This window comes from Enterocloster sp. OA13, assembly GCF_022440595.1.
In the GTDB taxonomy this organism is placed as follows: Bacteria; Bacillota; Clostridia; order Lachnospirales; family Lachnospiraceae; genus Enterocloster; species Enterocloster hominis.
The window spans coordinates 6,176,972-6,203,939 of sequence record NZ_JAKNTF010000001.1 but is presented as its reverse complement, the minus strand read 5'-3'; the positions used below and the strand labels follow the sequence as shown (position 1 = coordinate 6,203,939).

At 49.7% G+C, this 26,968-nt stretch carries 28 protein-coding genes; 6 read left to right on the top strand and 22 right to left on the bottom strand.

Going from position 1 to position 26,968, the window contains the following annotated elements:
• Positions 1-104: 104 nt before the first annotated feature.
• The 14 genes from MCJ35_RS27650 to MCJ35_RS32385 all read right to left on the bottom strand — a co-directional run bounded on the left by MCJ35_RS27650 (position 105) and on the right by MCJ35_RS32385 (position 14,988).
• Positions 105-2,714 (bottom strand): cation-translocating P-type ATPase, encoded by a 2,610-nt coding sequence (locus MCJ35_RS27650; RefSeq protein WP_025484225.1) that lies wholly within the window; start codon positions 2,712-2,714, stop codon positions 105-107.
• A 317-nt stretch (positions 2,715-3,031) separates the two neighbouring features.
• The gene (locus MCJ35_RS27645; protein ID WP_025484226.1) at positions 3,032-4,450 is read right to left on the bottom strand and encodes an ABC transporter substrate-binding protein; all 1,419 of its coding nucleotides are present in this window, start codon (positions 4,448-4,450) and stop codon (positions 3,032-3,034) included.
• A 33-nt stretch (positions 4,451-4,483) separates the two neighbouring features.
• Complete coding sequence (locus MCJ35_RS27640; RefSeq protein ID WP_025484229.1) at positions 4,484-5,314, bottom strand: carbohydrate ABC transporter permease; 831 nt, start codon at positions 5,312-5,314, stop codon at positions 4,484-4,486.
• 9 nt (positions 5,315-5,323) lie between these two features.
• Positions 5,324-6,208 (bottom strand): carbohydrate ABC transporter permease, encoded by an 885-nt coding sequence (locus MCJ35_RS27635; protein ID WP_008724171.1) that lies wholly within the window; start codon positions 6,206-6,208, stop codon positions 5,324-5,326.
• An 18-nt stretch (positions 6,209-6,226) separates the two neighbouring features.
• Positions 6,227-7,219 (bottom strand): Gfo/Idh/MocA family protein, encoded by a 993-nt coding sequence (locus tag MCJ35_RS27630; protein ID WP_025484231.1) that lies wholly within the window; start codon positions 7,217-7,219, stop codon positions 6,227-6,229.
• A gap of 46 nt (positions 7,220-7,265) precedes the next feature.
• Positions 7,266-8,087 carry a sugar phosphate isomerase/epimerase family protein gene (locus MCJ35_RS27625; RefSeq protein ID WP_025484232.1) on the bottom strand — a complete coding sequence of 274 codons (822 nt, stop codon included), beginning with the start codon at positions 8,085-8,087 and terminating at the stop codon, positions 7,266-7,268.
• Positions 8,088-8,119: 32 nt separating this feature from the next.
• Positions 8,120-9,322 (bottom strand): ROK family transcriptional regulator, encoded by a 1,203-nt coding sequence (locus MCJ35_RS27620; protein ID WP_008724165.1) that lies wholly within the window; start codon positions 9,320-9,322, stop codon positions 8,120-8,122.
• 173 nt (positions 9,323-9,495) lie between these two features.
• Positions 9,496-10,152 carry a 5-formyltetrahydrofolate cyclo-ligase gene (locus MCJ35_RS27615; RefSeq protein WP_240299724.1) on the bottom strand — a complete coding sequence of 219 codons (657 nt, stop codon included), beginning with the start codon at positions 10,150-10,152 and terminating at the stop codon, positions 9,496-9,498.
• A 9-nt stretch (positions 10,153-10,161) separates the two neighbouring features.
• On the bottom strand, positions 10,162-10,503 hold the full coding sequence (locus tag MCJ35_RS27610; RefSeq protein ID WP_008724162.1) for an arsenate reductase family protein: 342 nt from the start codon (positions 10,501-10,503) through the stop codon (positions 10,162-10,164).
• Positions 10,504-11,000: 497 nt separating this feature from the next.
• Positions 11,001-11,096, bottom strand: a complete 96-nt coding sequence (locus tag MCJ35_RS32620; RefSeq protein WP_488473324.1) for a DUF6783 domain-containing protein — start codon at positions 11,094-11,096, stop codon at positions 11,001-11,003.
• A 51-nt stretch (positions 11,097-11,147) separates the two neighbouring features.
• A complete protein-coding gene (locus tag MCJ35_RS27605) occupies positions 11,148-11,810 on the bottom strand; it encodes a YczE/YyaS/YitT family protein (protein ID WP_008724160.1) in 663 nt (220 codons plus the stop codon).
• 20 nt (positions 11,811-11,830) lie between these two features.
• Positions 11,831-13,558 carry an adenine deaminase C-terminal domain-containing protein gene (locus MCJ35_RS27600; protein ID WP_025484235.1) on the bottom strand — a complete coding sequence of 576 codons (1,728 nt, stop codon included), beginning with the start codon at positions 13,556-13,558 and terminating at the stop codon, positions 11,831-11,833.
• Between the two features lie 186 nt (positions 13,559-13,744).
• Positions 13,745-14,701, bottom strand: coding sequence for a LacI family DNA-binding transcriptional regulator (locus MCJ35_RS27595; RefSeq protein WP_353656134.1), 957 nt, complete (start codon positions 14,699-14,701; stop codon positions 13,745-13,747).
• A gap of 170 nt (positions 14,702-14,871) precedes the next feature.
• Positions 14,872-14,988: a hypothetical protein gene (locus MCJ35_RS32385; RefSeq protein WP_353656133.1), complete on the bottom strand. Its 117-nt coding sequence runs from the start codon at positions 14,986-14,988 to the stop codon at positions 14,872-14,874.
• Between MCJ35_RS32385 and MCJ35_RS32380 the strand changes: the two genes are divergently transcribed.
• Entirely contained in the window at positions 14,938-15,162 is a 225-nt protein-coding gene (locus MCJ35_RS32380; protein WP_353656091.1) for a DUF6783 domain-containing protein, read from the top strand. The genes MCJ35_RS32385 and MCJ35_RS32380 overlap by 51 nt on opposite strands.
• Here MCJ35_RS32380 and MCJ35_RS27590 read toward each other — a convergent pair.
• The 3 genes from MCJ35_RS27590 to MCJ35_RS27580 form a co-directional block, all read right to left on the bottom strand.
• On the bottom strand, positions 15,116-15,526 hold the full coding sequence (locus MCJ35_RS27590) for a VOC family protein (RefSeq protein ID WP_025484238.1): 411 nt from the start codon (positions 15,524-15,526) through the stop codon (positions 15,116-15,118). The two genes, MCJ35_RS32380 and MCJ35_RS27590, sit on opposite strands and share 47 nt — an antisense overlap.
• 79 nt (positions 15,527-15,605) lie before the next feature.
• The gene (gene rsmH / locus MCJ35_RS27585; RefSeq protein WP_081739113.1) at positions 15,606-16,682 is read right to left on the bottom strand and encodes a 16S rRNA (cytosine(1402)-N(4))-methyltransferase RsmH; all 1,077 of its coding nucleotides are present in this window, start codon (positions 16,680-16,682) and stop codon (positions 15,606-15,608) included.
• 21 nt (positions 16,683-16,703) lie between these two features.
• Positions 16,704-17,318, bottom strand: a complete 615-nt coding sequence (locus MCJ35_RS27580; RefSeq protein WP_025484241.1) for a hypothetical protein — start codon at positions 17,316-17,318, stop codon at positions 16,704-16,706.
• A 200-nt stretch (positions 17,319-17,518) separates the two neighbouring features.
• Between MCJ35_RS27580 and MCJ35_RS27575 the strand changes: the two genes are divergently transcribed.
• The gene (locus MCJ35_RS27575; RefSeq protein ID WP_025484242.1) at positions 17,519-19,075 is read left to right on the top strand and encodes an ABC-F family ATP-binding cassette domain-containing protein; all 1,557 of its coding nucleotides are present in this window, start codon (positions 17,519-17,521) and stop codon (positions 19,073-19,075) included.
• A 108-nt stretch (positions 19,076-19,183) separates the two neighbouring features.
• Here MCJ35_RS27575 and MCJ35_RS31730 read toward each other — a convergent pair whose 3' ends face one another.
• Positions 19,184-19,309, bottom strand: coding sequence for a hypothetical protein (locus MCJ35_RS31730; RefSeq protein ID WP_275891645.1), 126 nt, complete (start codon positions 19,307-19,309; stop codon positions 19,184-19,186).
• 156 nt (positions 19,310-19,465) lie between these two features.
• Between MCJ35_RS31730 and MCJ35_RS27570 the strand changes: the two genes are divergently transcribed.
• From MCJ35_RS27570 to MCJ35_RS27560, 3 genes are read left to right on the top strand one after another with little or no spacing between them, the layout of a single operon-like run.
• A complete protein-coding gene (locus MCJ35_RS27570) occupies positions 19,466-20,512 on the top strand; it encodes an LCP family protein (protein ID WP_025484244.1) in 1,047 nt (348 codons plus the stop codon).
• A 13-nt stretch (positions 20,513-20,525) separates the two neighbouring features.
• On the top strand, positions 20,526-21,254 hold the full coding sequence (locus MCJ35_RS27565) for a LytR/AlgR family response regulator transcription factor (protein WP_008724141.1): 729 nt from the start codon (positions 20,526-20,528) through the stop codon (positions 21,252-21,254).
• The gene (locus tag MCJ35_RS27560; RefSeq protein ID WP_025484246.1) at positions 21,251-22,585 is read left to right on the top strand and encodes a GHKL domain-containing protein; all 1,335 of its coding nucleotides are present in this window, start codon (positions 21,251-21,253) and stop codon (positions 22,583-22,585) included. Before MCJ35_RS27565 ends, MCJ35_RS27560 begins: the two co-directional genes overlap by 4 nt.
• Here the strand turns inward: MCJ35_RS27560 and MCJ35_RS27555 are convergent.
• Positions 22,571-23,323 (bottom strand): RluA family pseudouridine synthase, encoded by a 753-nt coding sequence (locus tag MCJ35_RS27555; protein WP_025484248.1) that lies wholly within the window; start codon positions 23,321-23,323, stop codon positions 22,571-22,573. The genes MCJ35_RS27560 and MCJ35_RS27555 overlap by 15 nt on opposite strands.
• Positions 23,324-23,543: 220 nt before the next feature.
• Here MCJ35_RS27555 and trhA point away from each other — a divergent pair, with 220 nt between their 5' ends.
• Positions 23,544-24,215, top strand: coding sequence for a PAQR family membrane homeostasis protein TrhA (gene trhA, locus MCJ35_RS27550; RefSeq protein WP_008724134.1), 672 nt, complete (start codon positions 23,544-23,546; stop codon positions 24,213-24,215).
• A 133-nt stretch (positions 24,216-24,348) separates the two neighbouring features.
• Here the strand turns inward: trhA and MCJ35_RS27545 are convergent, their stop codons facing one another.
• The 3 genes from MCJ35_RS27545 to MCJ35_RS27535 form a co-directional block, all read right to left on the bottom strand.
• Complete coding sequence (locus MCJ35_RS27545) at positions 24,349-24,630, bottom strand: GIY-YIG nuclease family protein (RefSeq protein ID WP_025484250.1); 282 nt, start codon at positions 24,628-24,630, stop codon at positions 24,349-24,351.
• Positions 24,631-24,909: 279 nt separating this feature from the next.
• On the bottom strand, positions 24,910-25,899 hold the full coding sequence (locus tag MCJ35_RS27540) for a TPM domain-containing protein (protein ID WP_240299815.1): 990 nt from the start codon (positions 25,897-25,899) through the stop codon (positions 24,910-24,912).
• Entirely contained in the window at positions 25,899-26,909 is a 1,011-nt protein-coding gene (locus MCJ35_RS27535) for a TFIIB-type zinc ribbon-containing protein (protein ID WP_008724126.1), read from the bottom strand. Before MCJ35_RS27535 ends, MCJ35_RS27540 begins: the two co-directional genes overlap by 1 nt.
• Between the last annotated feature and the right edge of the window lie 59 nt (positions 26,910-26,968).

Below are 26,968 nucleotides of genomic sequence, written 5' to 3'. Positions count from 1 at the left end.
AAAGCGAATCAGAAAATTCCTTATGTGCAAGCACAACGGGATTTCCTGTTTCTCTTTTTGTGCACTGCTCATTGCCTACGTGGACATTATACCACACTTCCCAGTTAATTCCTATGCCTAAAATCTCTTAAGATTTTGGAGGCTTGGATCAGGATGGTCGGGATTACTGCAAGCAGGCAGACGCTTCCGATCTGGGATGGGGTCAGGGGGGTGACGGAAAATAGTTTCTGTAAAAATGGTACGAACATTACAAGGCCCAGCAGACAGACTCCGGCGGCAAAGGCGCCCAGGCTGTACCAGTTGCTGGAAAAGCCTAACTTGAAGATGTTGTGCCTGCTTCTGCAGTTGAAACCGTGGAACAGCCTTGCAAGGGTCAGGGTGGAGAAGGCCATGGTGCTGGCTATGCCTGCATTTCCACTCCCCAGCCCCATATGGAAGGCAATCATGGTACAGACTGCAATGATGCCGCCCTGGGTGAGGATGGTCAGCATGAAGTCTTTTGTAAGGATTCCTGTCTTTGGATCCCTTGGCTTTTCTGACAGTAAATCCTTTTCAGCCGGCTCCATTCCTATGGCAATGGCTGGCAGGGAATCGGTCAGCAGGTTGATGAACAGCAGATGGACCGGGGCAAACGGCACCGGCAGGGCCGCCACGGAAGTGTACAGCACGGACAGGATTCCCGCCATGTTGCCGGAAAGCAGGAACTTAATCGCGTTCTTGATGTTACGGTATACATTCCGGCCATTGGCGACTGCCTTGATGATGGTTGCAAAGTTGTCATCCGTGAGGATCATGGCCGCCGCGTCCTTGGAAACCTCGGTTCCCGTGATACCCATGGCAACACCGATGTCCGCCTTCTTAAGTGCAGGCGCGTCATTGACGCCGTCACCTGTCATGGCTGTGATGGAACCTCTTCTCTGCCATGCGTCCACGATACGGATCTTATTCTCAGGCGACACCCTGGCGTATACGGATATGCTGGTGATATCCTTATCCAGCTCCTCTTCTGTCATGGCATCCAGCTCACGGCCCGTCATGGCAATATCGCCTTCTTCAAAAATACCGATCTGCTTTGCAATGGCAGTTGCAGTAATCTTATGGTCGCCTGTAATCATCACCGGTTTGATTCCGGCCCTCTTTGCATCGGCTACCGCTGCCTTGGATTCCTCCCTTGGCGGGTCCATCATGGAGATAAGGCCCAGGAACGTGAATCCATTTTCATTGTCCAGTGACAGCGTGTAATCCTCCGCCACTTCCTTGTATCCAAATGCCAGGACGCGAAGCCCTTCCTGGGAAAATTCCAGGTTCTTCTGAAGGATTGCATCCTTATCCGCCTGGGTGATTTCCCTGATTCCATCTTCCAGCCTGATATTCACCGTGCGGTCCAAAAGCACGTCCAGGGCGCCCTTTGTCAGTACGGTGGGCACATCGTGAAGTTCGTATTTTGTACTCATCAGTTTACGGTCTGAATCAAAGGGAATTTCTTCCAGGCGGGGCATCAGTTCCCTGAGGAGGTTTTCATCCACAGTGGCCTTGCGCCCCATTTCCACCAATGCAAACTCTGTCGGGTCGCCGATTCCCTTTCCGTCCACAATGGACGAATCATTGGTCAGGATGGCGTCATAGAGCAGGTAACGGTGAAGCTGGTTGCATAGGTCCAGACGGTCGATGGAAATGGTTTCATTATTAACATAGATATTCTGTACCGTCATCTTATTCTGGGTTAAGGTCCCTGTCTTGTCGGAACAGATGACTGATACACAGCCCAGGCTTTCCACTGCCTTCAGCTCTTTGATGATGGCATGTTCCCTTGCCATTTTCTGCGTTCCCATTGCCTGGACAATGGTTACGATGGAGCTGAGCGCCTCAGGGATTGCCGCAACTGCCAGCGCAACCGCAAACATCAGTGAATCCAGGATTGGCATGTCGCGGTACAGGCTCAGCAGGAACACAAGCGCACAGATTACCATGATGGCCATGGCCAGACGGCTGCCGAACTGGTCCAGGCTAATCTGCAGCGGGGTCTTTTTCTCCTTCGTGGCGTTCATGAGGGCTGCTATCTTACCGATTTCCGTTTCCATTCCAGTGGATGTCACCAGCACCACAGCCCTTCCGTAGGTCACAAGGCCGCTGGAATATACCATATTGGCCCGGTCTGCCAGGGCGCAGTCATCATGAATCAGGCCGTCGCTTTTATCCACATTGGTGGATTCCCCTGTAAGGGAGCTTTCGTTGACCTGCAGGGAATAATTTTCCAGTATCCTTCCGTCAGCAACCACCAGGTCCCCGGCCTCCAGGTACAGGATGTCGCCCGGAACCACCTGCGCCGATGGAACCTCAATCTTATGTCCGTCCCTCATCACCTTGGCGCTGGGCGAAGACAGGGATTTAAGGCTGTCCAGGGATTTCTCCGCTTTTGCATGCTGCACGGTTCCCAGGATTGCATTAAGTACGATAACGGCGATGATCACGATGGTGCTTTCCACATTGCCGCTTACCATGGATATAAGTGCGGCAATGATCAGGATTACCACCAAAAGGTCGCAGAACTGCTCAAAAAACACCTGAAGGGTGCTTTTGCGCTTACCCTCCTTAAGGACATTTTCCCCTTTCTCAGCCAGCCGCTTCCCGGCCTCCTCACCGGACAGCCCATGTTCCGTTACATGAAAATGCTCCAGTAGCTCTTCCTTTGTCTGTTGATACCATTCTTTCATATGCTTTCCTCCTTATTCAGTACATCTCCGGCGCCATCCACGGGTGCTTCAGGATGAGTGGTTCCCAAATACCCTTTGGTCTTCTGCATAAAAAAAGACTTCCATGGATGGCTTGCCAGAATATGTAACATATCTGCAAGCCACGCATAAAAGTCTTGTAACCGTATCGGCATATATTGCCAGGTTCCGTGCAGAACCGAGGTTGTTGACAATATATTTAAACTACTCCCTCTTTAGCTGTGTTGCCTTGCTTATGAAGTTTTAATGAGTTTATCCCTTTTTTGAATAAATGTCAAGGGGAAAGCGGAAAATTTTTGCTATTTCAGTAAATCCAGTACGTCGGCCTGGGCTTTGTCGCAGGCTTCCTGCGCCGTCATCTCGCCTGCCTGTGCACGTGATGCATAGCTTCCCATTATATCCAGCATCTGGTTAATCTGCTCGTGGGGCGGTGTCCACTGAAGGCCCCTCTTAACAAGGCCGTTGGCCTTCTCCAGTGCTGCCAGCTGTGCCGGATAGGACGGATTCTCCTTTATCAGCTCTTCGTTCTCATATACGGAATACCTGGTTGCAGCGCCGCCGTTCTTTACGTATTCCAGACTCTTCTCACGGCTTGTCATATACATCATGAACGCCCATGCCGCATCCGGGTTCTTGGCGCCGTTGGGTATGGAAATGTTCCAGTCTGCCAGGGCTGCCGACTCTCCTGCCGGTCCATCGGGCGGTGCTGCAAATGCTACCTTGTCGTAAACCTTTGACTTCTGCGGATCCGTAATCGCAGAAGCTATTGCGGTTGCATCCAGCCACATGGCTGTCTTGCCTGACATAAATGCCCCAAGGGCTTCCTCATGTGTATAAGTCGAAACATCTGGCGGTGCGCACTCCAGCATGTCAAGATACCATTGCAGGGATTCCACCACTCCCGGGTCGTTAATTTTAGGCTCCAGTGTTTTCTGGTCCATCATGCCGTCACAGAATGCATACATGGTGGTCAGCCATCCGGACGCAAAGTGGATTCCTCTCTGTGCCCTCAGGGCAACCCCATACAGACCATCCTCTTTGCCATTAAAGAATCTTGCCAGTTCCAGGAATTCATCCATGGTTTTAGGCGGCTCCTTGCCGTATTTCTCAAACAGGTCCGTCCGGTAGGCGAGGAACCTGGTTTCGCCTGCTATGGGAATACCGATGGTCTCCCCTTTGTATTGGCCCAGGTCGCAGTAGGCGGGAATCAGGTCGGCTTTGTCATACCATTCCGGTGTTTTCTGAGGGTCATTCATATAATCATCAAGGGGCTGGACCACGTTCTTAGCTCCATATTCCGCATTCCAGAAACTGTCAACCATGAAGACATCATAGCTGTGCGCACCCTGGAAGTCCAGAAGCTGTTTGTTCTTAAGATAGGTCTGCTCCACCACATCCCACTCCACCTGAATACCTGTTAAATCAGTAAATTCCCCAGCCATTGTCTGGAAGGCTTCGGTTGATGGATGGGATGCCATGGATACAACAATCCTGGTACCATCATACTGTTCCTTCATCAGCTTGCCCCAGCCCTCCATGGTTGAAGCATCCGCGGCGGCTTCCGTGCTCTCTTGAGCGGCAGTATCCTGGGCCTCGGTCCCTGATTTCGAGGTATCTGCAGGCGCGGATGAAGCAGGCGCCCCCTTGCCGGCAGAGCAGGCTGTCATTGACAATACAAGCATCAATGCTGTTGCCGTCGAATACAACTTTCTTTTCATAGCATTTCCTCCTTATTTTAAAAATTACATTTGTTAACCCTTCACTGCTCCGAATGTTAAGCCGCGTATCATATATTTCTGGACAATTATCCCAAAAAGGATTACCGGAAGACTGGAAAGCACTCCGGTTGCTGCCATCTCTCCCCATTTTGTCCCTGACACGGACAAGAAAAGCATGACAGAGGTAGGAACTGTCTTGGCATTTACACTGGTAAGGAAGTTTGCAAAGACAAATTCGTTCCAGGAATTAATAAGGCAGAATATTGCCGTTGCTGTCAGTCCGGGAAGGGACAGCGGCAGTATCAGCTCTTTGAAAACCTGAAGTCCATTGCACCCGTCAATCTTACCGGCCTCCTCAATCTCCATTGGTATGTCTTCAAAGAAACCACGCATCATAAGGATTGTGAACGGTATGTTAAACAGCAGGTAACAGATTATCAGTATCACCCGGGTATCAAGAAGCCTGGCCGCCATTGCCATCAGGAAGTATGGGATCACAATGGCCATGGCCGGCAGCATCCTCTGGCTTAAGACCAGAAAAGCAGTGTTCTCCCTTTTCTTCCAGTTAAATCTTGCGAATCCATATGCTGCAAAGGAACCGATTACCAGGGATACAATGGTAGAAACCACAGATACCACAGCGCTGTTGGCAAAATAATCCAGTATATGGGCATTCTTTATGATACTGGCATAGTTCTCCAGGGTTGGCTGGAATATAAACTTTCCCGGGTCAAAAATATCCACACGCGGTTTCAGGCTGATTAATACCATCCACAGATAGGGAGCTATAAAAAACAGGCATACAATGAAAAAGATGATTCCTTTTCCGATTCCAAGAAAAGCCCTTTTGTTTTTTCTGCTCATCTTCACGGCTTAGTCCCCCTTTCTCTGGTAATGGATCAGGAGCTTGCTGACCATGGTGGAGATAACCATCAGTATGATGGCATTGGCAGCCGCCCTTCCAATCAATCCGTTCTGTGCATTTGCCAGCCTGTAAATATGCAGGCTGAGGAATTCCGTAGAATTTCCCGGACCGCCCTGGGTCAGGACAAACGGCATGTCATATATCTTCAGCGAGTCTATGGTCCTGAATATCAAGGTCAGGAAAATCAATGGCCGGAGTGACGGAAGCGTTATATAGCGGAACAGCTGGAATGCGTTGCCGCCGTCAATCCTGGCCGCCTCATACTGATCCGCAGGCAATGAGCACAGTCCTGCATAGCTGATTAAAGATACAAACGGTGTCCATTGCCAGACATCCGCCAGGACGACAGATGTAAATGACAGATTGGCGTCCAGCCACGTTACATTTGATATGCCCACCAGATTCAGGAAATAATTTACAATTCCATATTCTGAATTCAGCATTAGTTTCCATATATTTCCAGCAATGCTGGGCGTCATCACAATTGGTATGATTAATATGGCAAATATGACCGGCTTCAGCTTGAACTCCGAATCGCACAGCAGTTTACCAATCATAAACCCAAGCACCATCTCAATTCCTGTTGTAATGACCATGAATTTAAGGCTGATATAGACAGCATTCCAGAAGTCAGGGTCCCTGCCGGAGAACAGGCGGATGTAATTATCAAACCAGACCAGACGGACACGCCCCAGATCCCACCCCAGCTGATAATCCGTAATACTGATAAGGTACAGGAAAACCGTCGGAAATACCGTCAGTACCGTCATGATGGCCATGGCTGGTGCAATATACGGTATATATGGCTTTTTCTTAATATAACGTTTCATCATATTGCCCAATCCCTCTTTCTATTGCTTACACAGCTGACTGGCATCGATTGAAATAAACTGCCTCGAATCCGCAGCCTCTTTCGCAGCCCATAATATTTTCATGGTACCTTCAACAGAGACCAGGTTTGACTGTTCTGGCTCCTTATGGCATTTTACACATTCCACGAAATATTTAAGCTCTTCTTCATACCCATCCTCATGTTCCAGATTGATGCACTGCTTTTCATTTCCGCGGATCAATTCCAGACAATCGCCTCCGGAATATGTAATCATCCCGGTGTCCCCCACAATCTCCAGCAGGGACTCCAGGCCCCCGTCATGGAATCCTTCGGGCATTCCCCAGGAACCCACCACATTGGCGCAGCAGCAGCCATATACTATGTTGAGGATTCCATGAAGGGTTGTCTCCTCCCTCTCCACGATTTTACAGGACACCTGTTCCGGTGTTCCCAGCAGCCAGTATAGATAGTCTATATCATGTATGCACAGATCCATCAGCAGCCCGCCGCTCTGTCTGTTGTCCATAAGCCAGTTTCCCTTTGACCAGGAAGGCATCTTCTGTCTCCTGAAACATGTAATCAGCCTTGGTTTGCCAATCTCGCCGTCAAGTACCATTTCCCTGGCCTTCACATACCCATTCCAGAACCTAAGGACCTGGCCCACCATCAGATGGCATGTCTTTGTATCTGCAATGCGGCAGAGTTCATAATAATCATCCATTGTAAGGCATACCGGCTTTTCGCAGAATATATAGTCACATATGTCCATGGCCTGCTCAATGGCTTCCCTGTGCAGATACGTTGGAAGGCATATGTCAATCACATCTACCTGTTTTCCCTCCAGCCCGCTCAGGCTGTCTACGGCCCTGCATCGGAACCTCTCAGAAAATTCAGCCGCCTTTCCCACATCCCGTTCAACTATATATGCTATCTCAACATCGTTTCCCATCCCTTTATAGGCCTGGCCATGAACCTGTCCCATCTTCCCGGCACCCCATATAGCCACCTTCATAAATAACCTCCACAATCATGTCCGTTGGAATATGCTGTCAAAATCCTTACAATATGCTCTCTAAATATTCCTTCCCATCGATAATCTCCTGCTTTTGTCTCTCATTGCCGGCTTCTATCTCATATTCCACGGAAATAGGACCGTTATATCCAATCTCCTTCAGCTTCCTTATGAACCTGGGGAAATCCACCTTACCTTTTCCAATGGGATATTCACATCCTAACTCATATCCATTTTCAGGATAGCTTCCATCCTTTGCATGTACACTGCGCACATATTGTCCCAATACGTCCAGGCCATCCACCGGATTGGCATTGCCATACATCATGAGGTTGGCGGGGTCATAATTAACAAACAGATTGTCGCTTCCCACATCCTCAATCAGGCGCCGGAGCACGATTGGCGGTTCCTGTCCTGTTTCCATTAAGAAATTCTGCCCATGCTTTTTCAGTTCCGATGTAATATATCTCAGCGCACTTACCACACCTGTGTAATTCACGTCCCTGCAGTTAGTAGGAACAAAACCAAGGTGGGTAATGATATCCCTGATTCCGAGTATCCTGGCATATTCTGCCCCATCCAATAGGTTCTTCACACGGGATGACCTGTATTCCGGCGGAACAATTCCCAGAATGGAAGGGCCTTCGGCAAAGTCCCATTTAACCGGACCGTGCCAGCCGCACCACAGTCCGGTTGCCTCCATATCTAATTGTTCCAGAAGTTCCTTAACATCCCCTGCATGTTCCCTGCACAGATGGGACATATCCCAAAGCTGCAGCTGGCAGTTATGAAAGCCGCTGTCCTTTGCCCAGCGGAGGGTCTCCTTAAGGTCTTCCCCCATAATGACTGCAATTCCCAATGGTTTCATAGGCTTCCTCCTTTACCTGTCAATCCACATCATTATCCGCAAAACAGCTGCGAAGGTTCCATGTCATTGAATTTAAAATAACGGTTAATATAGTATTTGGCAGCTCCCCTGACAACCGATGCCTCCCCCAGCTTTGTGTAAACCACATCCACATCCGATACGAACTGGCGGAAACCAAACTGCTGCATCTTTCCCTTCAGCAATTCCAAAAAACGGTCTCCCAGCTTGCGTCCTATTCCTCCAATAATGACCAGCTCCGGATGGAACAAGGTAATAGCATTGCAAAGGGCATATGCAAAATCCTCTGCCATATAAGACATGAGTTTTAACGCGTCCTCATCCTCTGCCCGCACCAGGGCCGCCAGGTCTTTGAACAGCAGCTTCTCCCCGGATGATTTTGGCACATCAAGACCAAATTCCTCAAACAGCCTTGGAAGCGCCAGTTCTCCAATCTGGTTCTCAAGACATCCCCGATTGCCGCAGGCGCAGGGGTATCCATTCCGGTCCACTGAAAAATGCCCAAACTGTGTTGCCATCCCGCTGGCCCCGCTAAGGAGATGGCCGTCGTGGATAATGGCCGCACCAACCCCGTCATTGATGTTAATATAAATGTAGTTCTCCCCATCCAGCTTCCCAAAGGCCGTTTCCGCGTAGGCAAAACATGCCGTGTCGTTTAAAATGGCCAGGGGATACCCGTCCAGCATACTCCTCAACCGGCTGATCTTATAATTTCCCTGGCTTTCCGTGGGCAGTACCACGGATATGATCTCATCATGTTTTTCATCAATCATCCCGGGTACAATCACGCAGACGCCCATTACATGGATATCTACACATTGCGCTTCCCTGAATTCCTCAAAATATCCTTTTAATTCTGCCAGGGCATCTCCTGTGTTCTTCATGTCGTATTCCCTGCACAGCACAATATTCATGGCCGAATCCACCAGGGCAATCTCAAGGTTATCTTTATGCCAGTTTAAAACAATCACATAATTGGTACTGTTATTGACAGTAAGGCTGTTCGGCTTTCTTCCCTGACGGTTGCTTTCTGATGCGCCTTCATCTATTACAAACATTTCCTGCATCATCTCATCCACCAGGGCCGAAACCGTTGTCTTGCTGAGTTTGAGCTGTTCCGCAATCTGTGTCCTGCTGATTCCGGGAAAATCCTCTATGAGCTGGTATATCTGTTTTTTATTGTTATCTTTGATTAGAAGCTGGTTATATTTTTTCACCAAATCTCCCCCTCCATTAATTTGTTCAGTGACCTTACTAATTATCTTGAGTATAGCATACAGTTGTTTATTTCGCAATACCCAAATGCAAAAGAACATGATGCAAACGAATTTGAAAAAGGACCGCTTCCCTGCATCCCGCAAAGCCGTGGTCCTCAATCATCCCTATGTCATCATGTCATCCTCCAGGTCCCACCCTCCGATATGACCATATCCACCGCCTGGTCATGTTCTTCCACCGGTATGTCATCCCGCATGATCCTTTCCCTGCATATGACCGCCTTCATTCCTGCCACACGTCCCAGATAACGGTCATAATACCCGCCTCCGTACCCCAGGCGTTTGCCCGTATGGCTGCATGTACAGCATGGGATGACCGCCAGGTCAATCTCCTCCGGCTGCACCCTCACCGCATCATTCCCCGGCTCTTGAATGCCGTAACTGCCCGCCTCCAGATTGTCCAATGAATCAATCAGGCACGCTTCCATCACGCCCTTTGATATACATTTCGGAACAGCAACCCGCTTTCCCTGCTTTAATGCATCGGTAATTATGGGCCTGGTATTAATTTCCTCCTTGGTTCCCACAAAGATGAACACCGTCCGCGCCTCATGATATTCATCCAGCCCAGTCACTGTCTGGCAGATGGCCCGGTCTGCCTGTATACAGTATTCTTGGCTCAGGCCGGAAACCTGGAGCCGTATGAGTTTCCTCAATTCCTGCTTCCTGTTTTCCTGACTTTTCCTACTATCTTCCTGTTTCCTGCCCAGTCCTTTTTTACTAGTCAGTTCTTTTTTCCTATCCTCTTCCTTTTCCCTATTCCCATCCATTCCCAGCACTCACTCCCACGTCTTCCACACATCCGGCTGATACCCCACCGTTGCCTTGGCTCCATTCCTCACAATCGGTGTCTTTAGCACTTTCTGATTCTCCAAAACCTTCCCGTCCCTGTCCTCCGCCGCGATATACTGAATTAATGCCAGAAGGTCCTTATCCTTACACTCCTTGTCAATCATAGCGTCCAGACCCCCAACCGCCTGTTTTACCCGGTTGAATTCACCCTTGCTCATGCCCTTTTCATTTAGGTTGATGGACTGGAACCGGATTCCCCGTTCCTTAAAATACCGCTCTGCTTTCTTTGTATCAAAGCACTTGGACTTTCCAAATATCTGTATGTTCATATCCGCTCTCCTGTGGTCATATCCTGTTTGGGCATTTCACCATTTTACCATGTAAATGGCGCAATGCCTGTATTTTATACCACATTATAACAGACGGGACGGTATCCATCAATTGATTTCATTGATAATGCCATCATGCCTGATAATCCTTGCCTGACAGCCCATATCTAGCATCCCTTGCCTAGTAACCCACTCCTAGCAGTCCTTGCCTAGTAACCCACACCTGACAGCCCTTGCCTAGTAACCCACTTCTGGCAGCCCTTGCCTAGTAACCCACTCCTAACAGTCCTTGCCCAGTAGCCCACACCTAGCAGCCCTTGCCTAGTAACCCACTCCTAACAGCCCTTGCCTAGTAACCCACTCCTGGTAGCCCTTACCTAATAGCCCTTGCCTAATATCCCATACCCAATAGAATCCCTGAAACCGCAAAAATCCTGTCCCGGCCATCAAACGGCACCGGGGCAGGAGCTTTCCTTCGTCAGGACATTATGGCCTGTTTAAACATTCATTCCCGCCATCTGTATATCCCACTTCGCGGCATATCTGGTCTCAATTCGGTCAACGCAGCCCGCGCCTCCCTCATCGGAACGGATTTCCTACAAAACAGGGCGCACATCTGACAGAACGCACGTTTCAAACACGCCCTAATTAACTACAGCTTCAGGAACGCTTTTTTTTAAATGGTTGAAAATCCAGGTATGCATTTTTATGAACTGACCGCAGATAATGGCATTAATCAAGGTGCCTTCACGTATGAACATTATCTTTCCTAAGAATACCAGGCCGATGACAGCGGATATGACAAGCAGGCCGCAGTCCACCATGGATTTTACATTTCCCCACTTCATGCGGGTCCTCTTCACCACCACACTGTTGAATGCATCGGCGGGCATCAGGATTAAATCAGCCTCAATCATAAGGTACAGGCCAAGGGCCAGGACTGCGCATCCCAGTACCAGGAGGCAGAGCCTTAATACATAATTCTCCACTGTCAGGAAGCTGAACAGATACAGGTTGGCGTCCAGGAATATGCCGGAAATCATGGCCGGAATCAGCTGTGTGAAGTTCTTCAGCCGGAAATCTTTTGGCAGTACCACAAATTCCCCAAAGAACATGACAAAGTTCAGGAGGAAGGAATATGTGCCCTGGGTAAGCGGAGGATACACCACGGTCATGACCCTTGTAAGGCTGCTGATGGGAGAGAGGCCCACTCCCGCCCGTATGGTAAGGGCGATACCGGTGTTCATGATGAAAATGCCTGCCAGATAGCTGAGCCAGCGGCTCAAAGGGATATTTTTCTTTTCCATAAAGATTCCTCTCCTCCTGATTATTCCATGAAACGGAAACGGTGCAGGGAAATGAACAGGCTTAACAGCTTATTGACAACCGGCTCTCCCTCGTTGTGATTGCCCAGCTTCTCAAGTTCAGCATCAATCTCATCTGCATGTGAGGTCAGCTCGTCAATGGTCATATTGGCCATCATCCCGTAAATCTCAATGGGCATTACGGATTTGATTTCCTGATTATCGGTCACAATGCATGCGCCGGAGTATTTATCTACTTCCTTTGCGCAGAAGCACATTTCCTCACTGTCATTTCCAACAATGACAAGATAGGGGACAGGAGCCGGGAAGGAGGTGCACACAGCCCCGCTGTCAACGGTCACGCCCTTGAACAGGCCATTGACAATATGGCGGCTGCCGTCCGCGTAACGGCGTACCACGGACAGGCGGCTCAGCCTTTGTCCCTCATACTCGGGAATGATTTTACCATCCTTCATGGGTACCCAGATTTCCTGATAGAATTTGGCATGGCCCCTGCCGTACACATCAAACAGGTATACCTTTGCCTGGGTCTTATCTTCGGATACCTCCATGGGCACAAGGTCAAGCTGCTGTGGGGTCAGGTCATCCAGCCCGGCAACGCCCTTGGTCACCATGCAGGAGTAATCATTGTCAGCATTTTTCAGAAGCTTCTTATCCTTGGCAATCAGCTCGCCATCCTTGAATACGAACAGGGGATTGATTTTGGATAAGCTGTCTGTCAGCACGATATCTGCAAAACGGCCGGGAGTAAGGGAACCAATCTGGTCATCCATGTGGTAATATCTGGCTGCGTTAAGGGATGCCATCTTGATGGCCTTGATTGGATTCAGGCCCATCTCGGCGCACAGGGACACAATCCAGTCCATATGGCCCATTTTCAGCAGACGCTCAATGGAAATGTTATCGCAGCACAGCGTGAAGTTCTCAGTGGGGAACTTGCGGTCCACAATGGCGCGGATTAATGTCTTTATTACCTCATTGCTGCCCACGCCGAATTTAATCTGGGTGCAGAAGCCGTAGCGGATGCTCTTTGCAATATCATCCCCGTTCCACACATCATGGTTGTTGGTAACGCCGATTGCAGGAAGATAATTAAGGGTCATCTGCGGGAGCGCGGTCAGGCCCCAGTGTCCATTGATGAATCCGCCTTTTTCCCTTACCCATGCAGCCTTCTGGAAATCATCCTCATCCCCTGCGCTGTATGTAAAATGTTCAAATTCACCCAGCCCGATGACTGGTTCCATATCAAGGACCGCTTTTGTCACAGCCGCATCCGTTTTCTTTCCCGGTGCAAATGCAAAGAGGCGGTATGGAAGCTTGTCATAATCATGGAACAGATCCTTTGCTGCCTGGATGCCGTCTTTGCCCGCTGAACTGAGGATATCAAGACATTCCGCGAAAATCGTGGTTGTGCCGCAGGGCACCATGGCCTCTGCAAGGGCCACCGGATTTGCCAGCTGTGATTCAAAGTGGAAATGGCAGTCAATCAGTCCCGGGATTGCATACAGCCCTTGTCCGTCAAACACCTCTTTTGCCTTGACAATGCTCTCATCCGGATTTAACGCCACAATCCTTTTGTGGTAAATTAAAAGGGAACCGCTGTAAACCGTCTCACCGTGGACATCCAGTATGTTCAGGTTCTTCATCAGTAAATCTGCTTCTTTCCTGCCGTGCAGCACATCAAAGATTGCGTGTACTTCCTCCAAATGGTTCATTGTTGCTTTCATCATAATTCCTGTCTCCTTTTATCATTTTATTCTATATAAGCAGGGCCCCCACCCTGGTCTTATCCTGATTTTGTTTTCATATTTTATGTAAAGTGAAACGTTTAACTAAATGAGAAAATATTCAATCCTTAAAATCAGGTTACATGGTAATTTTAAGGATTGCATTATAATTGCGGCTGTGCCACCCGGTCACGTTGATTCCCGCTCCACCAATCTCACAGGCAGCACGGTTACCGGTTCAACTTTTTTCTTATGTATCTGGCTTAGGATCAGCTCTGCGCCTTTACGCCCCATCTCCTTATCCCCAAAATCCAGACAGGTCAGTTCCGGTGTGGAAATCTCAGATATAAGGGAATAACCAAAGCCAATGGCTGCAATATCCTCTGGTACACGGACGCCTCTTTGTATCAGGCGCTTTGTCAGGTTCGCTGTCAGAAGCTCACTGAGGACAAACACACTGTCCGCCTTTTCCTCCAGGAGCCGGTCAACACACCGGTCCATATCCATATACCCGTCCAGATCAATCATGATCAGTTCATCTGATTCCGGGTATGCATCTTTGTACGCATTAATATTGGATTGTATGAACTCGCTGCTTTTATTCTTATAGACAAATGCCGTCCTCTTCCTTCCCTTCCCGCGAAGATGCTCCGCTGCCAGGCCTCCTGCCTTCATGAAGTCCGGGTAGATGAGGGGATACCCGTTATACGGAATCTGGCGGTTCATGTACACCACAGGGATGTTCCAGTCCAGCAATATCTGTATGCTGTCCTTAAAGGACATGTCATAAGAAAGGCCGATGAATATGACGCCTGCCACCATGTTCTCCCGCATCAGCTGCAGCACCTCCCGCTCATCCAGGTTCAGGTGGTTCACCTCATAGATGAACAGATTGTAATGGTGGTTTCCTAATATCTCGCCAATACCCGCTGTCATGGCTGCATAATATAGATTATCAATCTTTGGCAGGATGACGGCCACGTTGGTGGTCTCATTGCGCTTCAGGGACTTGGCAACCACGTTTGGGACATATCCCAGTTCCTTAATGGCCTGGCGGATACGTTCTTCTGTCTCCTTCTTGATAACGATATCGCTGTTAAGATATCTGGACACAGTGCATACACTGACATCTGCCAGCTTCGCTATATCTTTCAGAGTTGCTATGACTTTCGCCCCTTTCTTTCCTATTCAGTTAAACGTTTAACTGATTGTTTAAATTAACAAGTTGAAAACCCGCTTTCAACTATGGTCATACTATAGCATAAACAATTAGAGCTGACAAGTGGTTTTATTATTTTTGTATATCATGATAAATTTTATATGCTTTTGTTGTGCATCATGCACAAAATTCTTGAGCCAGAATGAATTTGAAGGAAATGTGTTTGAAAAATTCTCTCCGTCAGCTGTTCATCCCACTTTGTGGGAAATCCGATTCTGACGCGGGAAGCGTTGCAGGTTTCATTGACCGGATCAAGGCTAAATCCAGGTCAGGCTATAAAAAAGAAAACGGGGCCTCATATGCCAGAAGCATGGAAGGCCCCCAATCATCCAATCCTCTTACTAAGAGATTATCCCGGTCCGCCACCCGGACATGGTATCCTCCCTGAGAAGGAACTGGTTCCCATCCATATCCTCGAACTGGAACATATTTCCATAAGGCATCCTCTTAATCTCACCCACGCTGACGCCCTTTTCCAACAGTTCTTTATAGGCCTCCTCAATATTATCCGTACTCATCATGACAGAGGGGTGGCCTACATTGACCTTTGGGTTCTGGGCCTCCATCAGCTTCTTATCGTACAGTACAAATACGGTTCCGTCCCCCTGGGCAGGCCCCACTTCAATCCACTTCATATCCGGCCCCATCTGCTCCTCAGCCCGTACCTCAAATCCGGCCTTTTCAGTCCAGAAAGCCTTGGCTTCTTCCTGATTGTTAACATAAAGTGTGATTTTAGATATTGTATGAATCATCGCCATTTCTCCATTTCTGCCTTTCATTCTCAATCTGTTATTCAGAATGCCCTGGAAATAGGATTTTCATGCAATGTTATCACGACTTAATGGCCCAGCGCATCTTGGTGGACCTGGCGCGGCTGTTCATGCTGCACTCTTCTGCGGACGGGCGGATCACATCCCCGGCAATCTCACTGTAAATACCCTGCCGGTACAGATCCTTAAATGATTTTTTGACAATCCTGTCTTCCCCGGAGTGGAAGGTCAGGACAGCCACACGTCCGCCCTTTGCAAGCACGCCCGGAAGCTTTTCCAGGAACTGGTACAGAACCTCAAATTCACTGTTAATATCAATGCGCAGGGCCTGGAATGTCCTCTGGCAGGATTTCTTAACCGCCTCCTTCCGGTCTGATTCCGGAATAAATGAAAGCGTCTGTTCGATTGTTTCCCTGAGCTGGGTCGTGGTGTCAATCCCGTCCCCCCGCTTAATCCGGTTCACAACCGCCCTGGAAATCTCCTCTGCATATGGCTCGTCTGAATTCTCGATTAGCATTCCCGTCAGTTCTTCCCTGGAAATATGTCTCAGCCGCTCCGATGCAGGTATGCCACGGCTGGAATCCAGACGCAGATCCAAGGGACCATCCTTCTTAAAAGAAAATCCCCGCTCCGGGTTATCTATCTGCATGGAGGATACCCCCAGGTCGGCCAGCACAAAGTCAAAGGGACCTGTTTCAGCCGCCAGCTGGTCAATATCCGCAAAGTTCAGCTGCCTGATGGTCAGTATCTCCGGGCCGTATCCCAGTTTCCCAAGACGCTCCCTGGTCTTGGCCATCTCTATGGTGTCCACGTCCAGGGCATGAAGATGCCCCTGGCCTTGCAGGCATTTGAGCATTTCCTGGGTATGGCCCGGCTGGATCTGCAGGAAATCCAGGATTTCCTTTACCATGATGGAAATGTGCATGCCCACCGGGGTGCTTCCCTTGCTGATTACCTTTGCAACGGTTTCCGGATATTTCTCCGGCTGTAATTCTTTATATTTTTCATTGTATTTCCTGGGGTGTGTGCCCTTGTAGCGGACACGCCTCCTGTGCTCCTGGGCCTGATGGCCCTGGCTTTCCTGGGTCTGGTTCTCCTGTCCTCTATTTTCCACGTTTTCCTCCCGATGAATTATCATTTCTTTTATTACACGTATTTATCACTGTTCCTCTGCCGCCTGCTTCATCAGACGCCCAATCCCCTCTTCGGGATAAGACAGCAGCCGTCCAAATTCCACTGCAAGGTCATGGCGCGCCTGCTGTGTGTAGGCATCATCCTGTATCAGGCGCTTCTGCCTCTCCTTTAACCCCAGGTATTGTTCCAGCACATCCTCCGTACGGTAAAAGAGGTAGTTAAATTTATCCTGATTCGCCTTTGCAGGGAACAGGTCCGTGATAAATGCCTGGTCTTCCGGGTAATAGGATATCCCATACTGGCCGCAAAGTCTCTTTACTTCGCCCAGATAGCTGTCCCGCTCCTCCCTGGTGTCACACGGATGGCTCATGGCCAGCTTCTTAAGGCCAGAAGAGACCATCTCGCAAAAGCAGTCCATTACACCGGCCTGGTATGAATATGGGTCAATGGGACGGGTATCCTTCCCATCATCCTTTACTTCCTCATACTCATCCCGGTCCAAGGACAGAGGGATTCCCGACGCGCTGGTCACATTCACCCCTCCGTACCAGGTACTGTCCACTGTAAAGATGTCTCCGGCCTGATATTCCATTGAAAATTCATCATTCTTTTTGATTATGCGGATTCTCTGTTTATCCATGGCGTATGCTCCTGATTACTCATGATTTTATGATTCATGGCCCAAAGCCACGATTACGTTTAAAAGTATAACACAGGGAGATGGAAATGATAAGCAGGTAAACATATTTCTCTCACAAACCTATTGCCACAGTGCATTTTCTCATGTAGAATGGGGAGTGACGCCGCAAAACGGCAAAGAATAAGGAGTTTTTGAGACAGATGAGTATCTTAAACGTAGAACATTTAAGCCACGGTTTCGGCGACCGTGCAATTTTCCAGGACGTGTCCTTCCGTCTGCTGAAAGGCGAACACATCGGCCTCATTGGGGCGAACGGCGAGGGTAAGTCCACCTTCATGAATATCATTACCGACAAACTGATGCCCGACGAAGGCAAGGTGGAGTGGGCCAGGAATGTCCGGGTGGGGTATCTGGACCAGCACACGGTGCTTGAAAAGGGTATGACCATCCGGGACGTGTTGAAGAGCGCCTTCAGCTTCCTTTTTGAGATGGAAGAACAGATGAATCAGATATGTGAGAAGATGGGCGAGGCAGACGAGGACGGGATGAATGCCATGATGGAGGAACTTGGTACCATCCAGGACCTGCTCATGGCCCATGATTTCTATATCATTGATGCCAAGGTGGATGAGGTGGGACGCGCCCTTGGACTGAACGAGATTGGGATGGATAAGGACGTGACCGAGCTTTCCGGCGGCCAGAGGACCAAGGTGCTTCTTGGCAAGCTGCTTTTGCAGAAGCCTGATATCCTTCTTCTGGATGAGCCTACCAACTACCTGGATACACAGCACATTGAATGGCTGAAACGGTATCTCCAGGAATATGAGAACGCATTTATCCTGATTTCCCATGACATACCCTTCCTGAACAGCGTCATCAACCTGATTTACCATATGGAAAACCAGCGCCTGGACCGCTATGTGGGGGATTACGACAAATTCCAGGAAGTATATGCTGCCAAGAAATCCCAGCTGGAGGCAGCCTATAAGCGCCAGCAGCAGGAAATCGCCGAGCTGGAAGACTTCGTAGCCCGCAACAAGGCCAGGGTTGCCACCAGGAACATGGCCATGTCACGGCAGAAAAAGCTGGATAAGATGGATGTGATTGAACTTGCCAGGGAAAAACCAAAGCCTGAGTTCCATTTTCTGGAAGCCCGCACTGCCGGCAAATGTATCTTTGAGACAAAGGACATGGTCATCGGCTATGACGAGCCCCTGTCCCGTCCCCTGAACCTTCTGATGGAGCGCGGTCAGAAAATCGTGCTGGTGGGCGCCAACGGTATCGGCAAGACCACCCTGTTAAAAAGCATACTGGGCCTGACCCCTGCCATGAGCGGCACCGTGGAACTGGGTGATTACCTGTCTATCGGATACTTTGAGCAGGAAATGGCTCCCGGCAACACCACCACGTGCCTGGAGGAGATATGGAAGGAATTCCCTTCCTATACCCAGTATCAGGTGCGGTCTGCCCTTGCCAAATGCGGCCTTACCACCAAGCACATCGAAAGCCAGGTCCGTGTCTTAAGCGGCGGTGAACAGGCAAAGGTACGGTTATGTAAGCTGATTAACCGTGAATCCAATGTACTCCTTCTGGATGAGCCTACCAACCACCTGGACGTGGATGCAAAGGACGAACTGAAACGCGCCCTGAAGGCGTATAAAGGAAGCATCCTTCTCATCTGCCATGAGCCGGAGTTCTACGAGGGGCTGGCTACGGATGTGTGGGATTGTAAGGAATGGGCTTTGAGGCTGTCATAGGAACGGAGATAATCCCATGTCAAAGAAGGCATATTCCTAATACTATTCTCCCGATACCATTCTCCTGACACCATATTCCTGATACCATATTCCTGCGCCCGCACAGCATCATGCCGTGCGGGCGCTGTTTTTATTCCCGTTTTTCCATGTCTTATCATCCCGCCGGAAACCGTACCGGACATCACCGGCCAGGGCGCGGACATGGTCCGGGTGATTCCGGATCATCTCATTCACGGACCAATTCCTTCCATTTAAGGACAGTTCTTTCCTCCTGGCTTCCCACCTGCTATAATAGGCCCATAAAGATTAACTCCCGGCTGCAGCAGGGGAATCACAGGCAGGGGCGGATTTCCAATCACGCCTCAGGACAATCGAAAGGGGAGTTTTACCATGAATCCATCCATAAAATCCATATTGAAAAAAGCAGGCATCATCTGTCTTTCCACCATACTGTTTGCCATGTGCTCCGTACTTATCTATATTACAAAGATAACCGGGAACATGCACCGCCTGGACGGCAGTCCGGAAATCCCGGTCATGGAGGACAATCCCTACATTCCCGCAGGACCTGTGAAATTAGAAAGCAGCTACTGGACCATTGCGGTATTTGGCATGGACAGCCGTAATGGGGATGTGGGAAAGGGCAATAATGCGGATGTGCAGCTTCTGTGCTCCATCAACAATCATACAGGTGATATCCGCCTTGTGTCCGTATACAGGGATACATTCCTTATGAACAGCCCGTCCACGGACGCCTACGGCAAATTAGGCCAATCCTATATGATTTCAGGGCCTAACGGCAATGTGCAGGCCCTGACCGCCAACCTGGATATCGCCATCGATGATTATATATCCTTTAACTGGAAATCCGTGGCGGATGTAATCAATCTTCTGGGAGGAGTGGACATCGAACTGACCAAGGCTGAATTTCATTATATCAATGCCTTTATCACGGAAACCGCGGACAGCACCGGAATTCCCTCCGCCCATCTGGCGGATTACGGGATGCAGCATCTGGACGGGGTACAGGCAGTTGCTTATATGAGGTTAAGGCAGATGGATACCGACTTTGCCCGTACGGAGCGCCAGAGGAAGGTAATCAGCCAGGTATTTGAGAAGGCAAAGGACGCGGATCCCGGCACGCTGCTTCAGGCGGCTGACACAGCATTTTCCCAGTCCCTCTCATCCTTAACCGCCAAGGACCTGGTTGATGTGTTACGCAATATAAAGAAATACAATTTAAGCAGCACGGCCGGATTCCCATTTACCCATGAGGACGCGCCCCTTGGTAAGAACGGGAACTGTGTGATCCCCAACACCCTTGAATCCAACGTGGAACAGCTTCATCAGTTCCTCTATGATGACAGGGATTATACCTGCCCTGACAGGATCCGGTCCATCAGCAGGGAGATTATCAAGCAGGCAGTTAAGAATTAAGGAGCGGCATACCATGATACGGATTGCGGTTTGTGATGATGAACAATGTTTTGTGGAACAGATCCACACCATTCTTTCAGAGCAGGCAAAGGAAATATCCTCTGCCCTGCACATTTCCACCTATACGGACAGCGGCCAGCTGCTCTATGATGTGGAGGAAGGCGCCCATTTTGACCTGCTGTTCCTGGACATAGAGATGCCAGGGACAGACGGCATGAGCCTGGCCGGAGCCATCCGGCGCTTCCTGCCCCTGGCCTTGATTGTCTTTATTACATCCCATACAAAATACGCGGTTAAGGCATTTGAGCTTTCCGTGTTCCGATACATCCCCAAGCCGGAACTGGCAGCCTGCCTGCCCCTGGCCCTTAAGGACGCATGCCGGCTTCTGGAGCGCAATTCCAATGACACCTATGTCATTGAGTCCCCCCGCAGGGTCCGTAAGATTGCCGTGGATGATATCCTCTACATCTATAAGGACCAGAAGTACGCTGTCTTTGTACTGGAAAATGAAGAATTGCCCGTGCGCAGGCCCCTGGAGCAGGTGCTGGCAGAGCTGTGCGGGGAGGAACGCGACGGCGGTTTCCTGATGGTGGAGCGGGGCTATATCGTCAACCTGTTCCATGTGGATAAGATGGAGGGAAATGAACTGTTCCTGGATGACGGGACCACGATTCCGGTCAGCCGCAGGCATCAGAGGGAAGTGCGGGAATCCATCACATCCTATTGGAGGGCCAGATTATGAACAACTGGTATGAGGCGCTGGAAATCTTCTCTGACTTTATAGAGGCATGGCTGTGTTACCATTTTATAGGAATATTCCTACCGGACAGGGTCAGGGGACGGCTGCCCTTCTTTTTGCTGTCCCTGACCCTGGTCTGTTCCGTAAAAGCCATGGATGCATACGGGATTGACCCCTTGATATCCACCCTGTGGTTTGTTTTCTTTATCTGTATGACCACGGTGGTCCTGTTCCAGGTGGACCTGTTTTACGCAGTCTCGCTGGTAAGCTTTTACTTTCTCTGTCTTTATATCATCAACTTCTTCTGCATGTCCGTCATGGGCGTGATAGCAGGGAACCGGCAGTTTGCAGGCTTCATATTAAACCAGCTGTCCCTGTGGCGGTGCGCTTATATCGCGGTGGATAAGGCAATGCTGTTCTGCTTCAGCTTCCTGGCGGGAAGGGCCTTTCGCAAGACCACGTTTTACAATCCGAAAATGATATTTACCGTTTCCCTGTTCGGCATACTGGGTGTCGGCTTCCTCTCCCTGTTCACCCTTCAGGAAATCTCGGTGCTTACCTTGTTCAGCTGGGGTCTGTGCCTGGTCATCCTGCTGTGCCTCTGCCTGCTCATGCTCATCTACGCCAACTATGTGAAGGAACGGGAACTCCGGGGTATCCTGGAATTCAAAGACCAGCTGGTACGCCAGGAGTATGAGATGGTAAAGCAGATGCAGAAGGAACAGGAGACCCTTTCCCACAACATGAAGAACCATCTCCTGGTCCTGGACGGCATGCTGGCGGAAGACAATGCAAAAGGCGCCCGGGCCTATATCGGCCAGCTGAGCGCCCCTCTGGAACATCTTACTCCTTCTGTCTGGACAGGAACCCCCACCCTGGATGTACTGCTGAACCATGCCAGGAACCGATGCGCCCAGGCAGATATCCGCTTCACCGTACAGGCAGATGCCATGGACCTCCATCCCATGGAGGACCAGGACATCTGCAGCCTGTTCGCCAACCTGCTCGATAATGCATATGAGGCCGCCTCCCATGTGGGGGCGGCGGCATATGCAGGAAGCGGACAGCCGCCATGGATCCATGTCAAGATCAGGAAGATGAAGGAAATGCTTTTCATCGACATATCCAATTCAGCTGCCCATGCCCCCTGTAAAAAGGACGGCAGGTTAATCTCCGTGAAACGTGACAGCGCCCTTCACGGCATCGGCCTTAACAGCGCCTCCATGTCTGCCGCCAGATACGGCGGACACCTGGAATATGAATATAAGGACCACGTATTCTCCGTGCGGGTCAGCTTCCTTGGAGGTATCCGGCTGCATTCATCCAATGACTGAAAACCAGTTAAAGGCCCCGCCGGAAGGCCTGATTTCAAATACAAGCTTTTCCCCTGTCACTGGATGCAAAAATGCCAGATGGTAGGCACACAGGGCCAGCGGACGGCGGACGGCTGCAGGCTCTTTTTTTATGTCAACAATTGTGGATATGTCCCCTCCATACCGTCCATCCCCATAGAGGGGGGTGCCATGTCCGGCAAACTGCACCCTTATCTGGTGGTGCCTTCCTGTGAGCAGCTCAATATCTATTAAAGAAAGCATTTTTTCCTTATCCTCAAGGCTGTGGATAACTTCCATTTCCCTGTATTTGAGGGCTGCTTTTTTTGCATCTTTCACAGACTTATCCACAATTTCGGATGTGTTGTTTTTCCTGTCCTGCCGTAGATAATCCACATATACACCTTGTTTATCCACAAGTTGTCCACATATCACCGCCATATAAAATTTTTCCATTTTTCCAGCCTGGAGCGCGGCGCTTAAGGCTGCTGCCGACTTCTGGTTTTTCGCGTATACCATGACTCCTTCCACCGGCTTATCCAGCCTGTGGATAACTCCCACATATGGAGGCTGGGACCCGGAAATGCCCGCGGCAGGCTTGTGGATATCCTGTGGATTGTGTAGATAACGCCGTATCTCACTGACCATATCCGGCGCAAAACCGCGGGATGACTGGGATTCCAGCCCCGCAGGTTTGTGCACTACAATTATATCTTTATCTTCATATAGAATGGGAACCATGACATTTACCTCTCCTGATATTTCAATCCTTCAGACTCAGCATGATTATAACATAGTTTTCCAGATAAATACTTTCGATTTAAAGTATTTATTAAAAAGTATTGCATAATTTATTCATGCGGTGTATAGTATATAATACAAACAGATGTAGTATTTAAAACTACATATCAGGGTAACCATTAAAAACCAATCAGTTTTAATTAAGAGGAGGCTGGTATATATGACAGCAAAACTGAAACAAAACCTTACAAAAGTAAAAGATCCGGGCAGTGCCCTTACACACTTCATCGCCATGATACTGGCTATTATAGCAGCTATGCCCCTGCTTATGAAAGCAGTACGTGATTCCGGACAATTTCATGTAAGCGCCCTTACCATCTTCATACTGAGTATGATTGGCCTTTACGCTGCCAGTACCATCTATCACACGCTGGACATTTCCCCAAAGATAAACCAGATGCTCAGGAAGATTGACCACATGATGATTTTTATCCTGATAGCCGGAACCTATACCCCGGTGTGCATGGTTGTCCTGGGGGATAAGACAGGCTGGTCCCTTCTGACACTGGTCTGGGGAATCGCCATTGTGGGAATCCTTATCAATGCCCTGTGGATTACCTGCCCCAAGTGGTTCTCTTCATTGATTTATATCGCCATGGGCTGGGTATGCGTCCTGGCCATCACAAAGATACTGGACTCCATGCCAAAAGCCGGATTCATGTGGCTGCTGACCGGCGGCATCATATACACGGTGGGAGGCATCATATACGCCCTGAAACTCCCCTTCTTCAATTCCCGCCACAAGTACTTCGGCTCCCATGAGATTTTCCATCTGTTCGTCATGGGCGGAAGCATCTGCCATTATGTTATGATGTACCGTTTTGTGGCATAACCGGGATTTTTAATCTGTTTCCGGAAGCAACGTAAAATATATTGGAGAAATAATTTACAAGGGATGAATCCTATATTGCACAGGATTCATCCCTTGTTGTTCTGTCTGTATTTCCAATCCGGCCAATCTTAATTCACCATCCGGATGACTGACATCTTAAATTCAGATTATTATCAAATCCACCAATCAACATCTCTTTCTGTTTCCTGGTCATATGCTTGATTGCATATTCCCGTTTCATGGCTTCACTCTTTGTCTCAAACGCCTCATAATAGGACAGCACCACCGGACGTCTGGGCCTGGTGTACTTGGCTCCGCGGCCAGCGTTATGGGCCTTCAGACGCTTGTCCAGGTCGTTGGTCCAGCCGCAGTACAGCGTACCATCCGCACAGGTAAGGATATAGGTATAGTTCATCTTGGTGATTTCCTCTGCATTCCAGAATCGCCGGCTATGTAAACGGCAACAACGCTTACAGTGCGTCATCACCGCCCAGGTCGCCCTGTGATCTATTATAAAGCACCAGCTGGATGCGCGGCACATTGGTACTTCCTGGCGTGAATGAGCGGATATATGGTACCGGATATCCGCTCATTTACGCCAGTCAGTATCAGCTAGGATAGATAGGATTGAATCATATCTATACCCTATTATATCGCGCATACCTTTAAAGTGTGCATAAAACCTGATTTATATTCAGAATCTTCTGCCCCCGCCGCCATGGCTGCGCCCGCTGCTGGAACGGTGGGTGGAGCTGCGGCCAGAAGAACCGGAACCGCCGGAACCGCTGCCGCCCCTTGGAATTGGGGCTGAAGTCACGAATTTATTCAGCAGTATGTCATTTACATCCCCAAACCGGTACTTTGCGTCTGCCCGGTAGGCCAGAAGGCTGTTGGCACGCTCCCGGTCAGACTGCTTCATGGAATACCGGCTCTTAATCCCCAGGCACACGCTTCCCGCTATCATGGCAGGCGCGATGACGGCAAATGCAGCCTCATACCAGCGTATGCTTCTGTAGATGCTGATTTCCCCTGTCTCCGTATCATAATTATACTGTCCGGCCTGGATTCCTTTGTCCACATAGTACTCGATGTCCCTGGTAAATGCCAGGACGGCCCCATAGTAATCCTGGATTCCCAGATAATCGTACATGTCATCCAGTATCAGGTCAATGCGCTTGTCCGTAAGGATACGTATCATGTTGCCGGAAGTGGATATCCAGCATTCACCGCCCCGGCGTCCCGGAGCATCCATATAAATCAGGACCAGGACCCCGCTCTTATCCTTGCCGGTGCCAAAATCATTGTAATCATAATAGTCATCCGCATATTCCATGGCAGAACGGGCGCCGTCATTATAGGCAGTCACTGCCGACACATCCATTCCGGTCTTCTTCCGGCAGTCTGCAAGGGCATCCTCCAGCCGTTCCTGCTCCGCCCCGGATAAAAGCCCGGCCTCGTCAAAGAGCCTTTGATTGGCCTGGGTATTGTTTTTGGCATTGTCTTTGGTATCGGCCTGGGCATCAACCTGGATGCTGGCCCCGGCCTGGGCGCCCATGCTGGTAACCATCCCCAGATTCCCCCAGAGAACCACCAATGCAACGGTCAGCGCCGCCATGCGGATCCATGGGGCAGTAACCGGATGTCTCCTGTTGGGAAAGCATTTTCCCATATCAAACCCTGTCATCACAGCAGATACCCTCCTATCAGAAACAGTATGCATAGCGGCAGGAAGATGGACAGGAACAGCAGCGCCAGCTTCTTATTGTCCACCGGAAGCTGTCCGCACACCTTCCCGGTCTGTCCGTTCAGGGCAAAATAATATATCTTCCCCCTGGCTTTGTCATTATAGGTCAGGGTCCACACAGGAAGAAGGGCATAGCTCCACTCCTCGTCCAAAAGCTTTGCTTCCCTCTGCCTGATATTCATGGAGTCATAGCTCCCGGCCTGGGACTGAAGGCTTTGGAGGGCAAACTCCCTTACCTCGGTCTGCACGTCCACCACGAACTGCTCCTTTTCCATGTCCCGGTTCTCCGCCAGGAACCCTGACAGGAATCCCATGGAGAATTTCTTCTTCTCATCCATCTTAAAGGGCAGGACGCCGTCCACCAGCTGGCGGTTTGCCTTCCTGAGTCCGTTTCTGGCCACATGGTCCACGTCCATGGTCCCCTGGCGCCTGACATCATAAACCTGTGTTTCCGTATAACGCATATTACCAGTGGTCCATGTCCTCAGCTTTTTTCCCTGGGCGTCCAGCATCCCGTCCACCCGGCATCCGTAAAGCCAGTAGGGGAAATACACGCCTGTCATGGTCTCTATCTGTTTGCCGGAGTAAAATGCATCCGGCACATACTTCTTCTTTGCAATCCACTGGGCAAATATCTCCTTTGCCTTGTCCCGGTCAATCTGGAAGGGAATCACATAGTCCGGGGCAAACTGTCCTGTCAGCCTGCCCGACAGCACCACCGGGTTGTGGCAGTAGTAGCAGAAGGTTGCTGCGGTTGTCTCATCCGTGACGATCTGTGCGCCGCAGCTGGGACAGGTGTACAGCACGGCCTGGCTGTCATCCGGCTTCAGTGCGTCTAATTCTTCCTGTGTAAAATCAGACAGGCAGAATTCACAATGGTATTTCTGTGACGACGGGTCAAACATCAGGCCTCCGTCACAGTTGGGGCATTTATATGTTATTGCTGCCATTTGTCATCTCCTGTATCATGTGCTGGGTACTGCTTGGGCGTGTTTGAAAATCGCGTTCC

What these genes read in the sequence shown, in the direction of transcription:
- MCJ35_RS27650 (WP_025484225.1), bottom strand. Translation starts at nt 2,714, where the DNA reads ATGAAAGAATGGTATCAACAGACAAAGGAAGAGCTACTGGAGCATTTT.
- MCJ35_RS27645 (WP_025484226.1), bottom strand. Translation starts at nt 4,450, where the DNA reads ATGAAAAGAAAGTTGTATTCGACGGCAACAGCATTGATGCTTGTATTG.
- MCJ35_RS27640 (WP_025484229.1), bottom strand. Translation starts at nt 5,314, where the DNA reads ATGAGCAGAAAAAACAAAAGGGCTTTTCTTGGAATCGGAAAAGGAATC.
- MCJ35_RS27635 (WP_008724171.1), bottom strand. Translation starts at nt 6,208, where the DNA reads ATGATGAAACGTTATATTAAGAAAAAGCCATATATACCGTATATTGCA.
- MCJ35_RS27630 (WP_025484231.1), bottom strand. Translation starts at nt 7,219, where the DNA reads ATGAAGGTGGCTATATGGGGTGCCGGGAAGATGGGACAGGTTCATGGC.
- MCJ35_RS27625 (WP_025484232.1), bottom strand. Translation starts at nt 8,087, where the DNA reads ATGAAACCATTGGGAATTGCAGTCATTATGGGGGAAGACCTTAAGGAG.
- MCJ35_RS27615 (WP_240299724.1), bottom strand. Translation starts at nt 10,152, where the DNA reads ATGGATGGGAATAGGGAAAAGGAAGAGGATAGGAAAAAAGAACTGACT.
- MCJ35_RS27610 (WP_008724162.1), bottom strand. Translation starts at nt 10,503, where the DNA reads ATGAACATACAGATATTTGGAAAGTCCAAGTGCTTTGATACAAAGAAA.
- MCJ35_RS27605 (WP_008724160.1), bottom strand. Translation starts at nt 11,810, where the DNA reads ATGGAAAAGAAAAATATCCCTTTGAGCCGCTGGCTCAGCTATCTGGCA.
- MCJ35_RS27600 (WP_025484235.1), bottom strand. Translation starts at nt 13,558, where the DNA reads ATGATGAAAGCAACAATGAACCATTTGGAGGAAGTACACGCAATCTTT.
- MCJ35_RS27590 (WP_025484238.1), bottom strand. Translation starts at nt 15,526, where the DNA reads ATGATTCATACAATATCTAAAATCACACTTTATGTTAACAATCAGGAA.
- rsmH (WP_081739113.1), bottom strand. Translation starts at nt 16,682, where the DNA reads ATGATAATTCATCGGGAGGAAAACGTGGAAAATAGAGGACAGGAGAAC.
- MCJ35_RS27580 (WP_025484241.1), bottom strand. Translation starts at nt 17,318, where the DNA reads ATGGATAAACAGAGAATCCGCATAATCAAAAAGAATGATGAATTTTCA.
- MCJ35_RS27575 (WP_025484242.1), top strand. Translation starts at nt 17,519, where the DNA reads ATGAGTATCTTAAACGTAGAACATTTAAGCCACGGTTTCGGCGACCGT.
- MCJ35_RS27570 (WP_025484244.1), top strand. Translation starts at nt 19,466, where the DNA reads ATGAATCCATCCATAAAATCCATATTGAAAAAAGCAGGCATCATCTGT.
- MCJ35_RS27565 (WP_008724141.1), top strand. Translation starts at nt 20,526, where the DNA reads ATGATACGGATTGCGGTTTGTGATGATGAACAATGTTTTGTGGAACAG.
- MCJ35_RS27560 (WP_025484246.1), top strand. Translation starts at nt 21,251, where the DNA reads ATGAACAACTGGTATGAGGCGCTGGAAATCTTCTCTGACTTTATAGAG.
- MCJ35_RS27555 (WP_025484248.1), bottom strand. Translation starts at nt 23,323, where the DNA reads ATGGTTCCCATTCTATATGAAGATAAAGATATAATTGTAGTGCACAAA.
- trhA (WP_008724134.1), top strand. Translation starts at nt 23,544, where the DNA reads ATGACAGCAAAACTGAAACAAAACCTTACAAAAGTAAAAGATCCGGGC.
- MCJ35_RS27545 (WP_025484250.1), bottom strand. Translation starts at nt 24,630, where the DNA reads ATGAACTATACCTATATCCTTACCTGTGCGGATGGTACGCTGTACTGC.
- MCJ35_RS27540 (WP_240299815.1), bottom strand. Translation starts at nt 25,899, where the DNA reads ATGACAGGGTTTGATATGGGAAAATGCTTTCCCAACAGGAGACATCCG.
- MCJ35_RS27535 (WP_008724126.1), bottom strand. Translation starts at nt 26,909, where the DNA reads ATGGCAGCAATAACATATAAATGCCCCAACTGTGACGGAGGCCTGATG.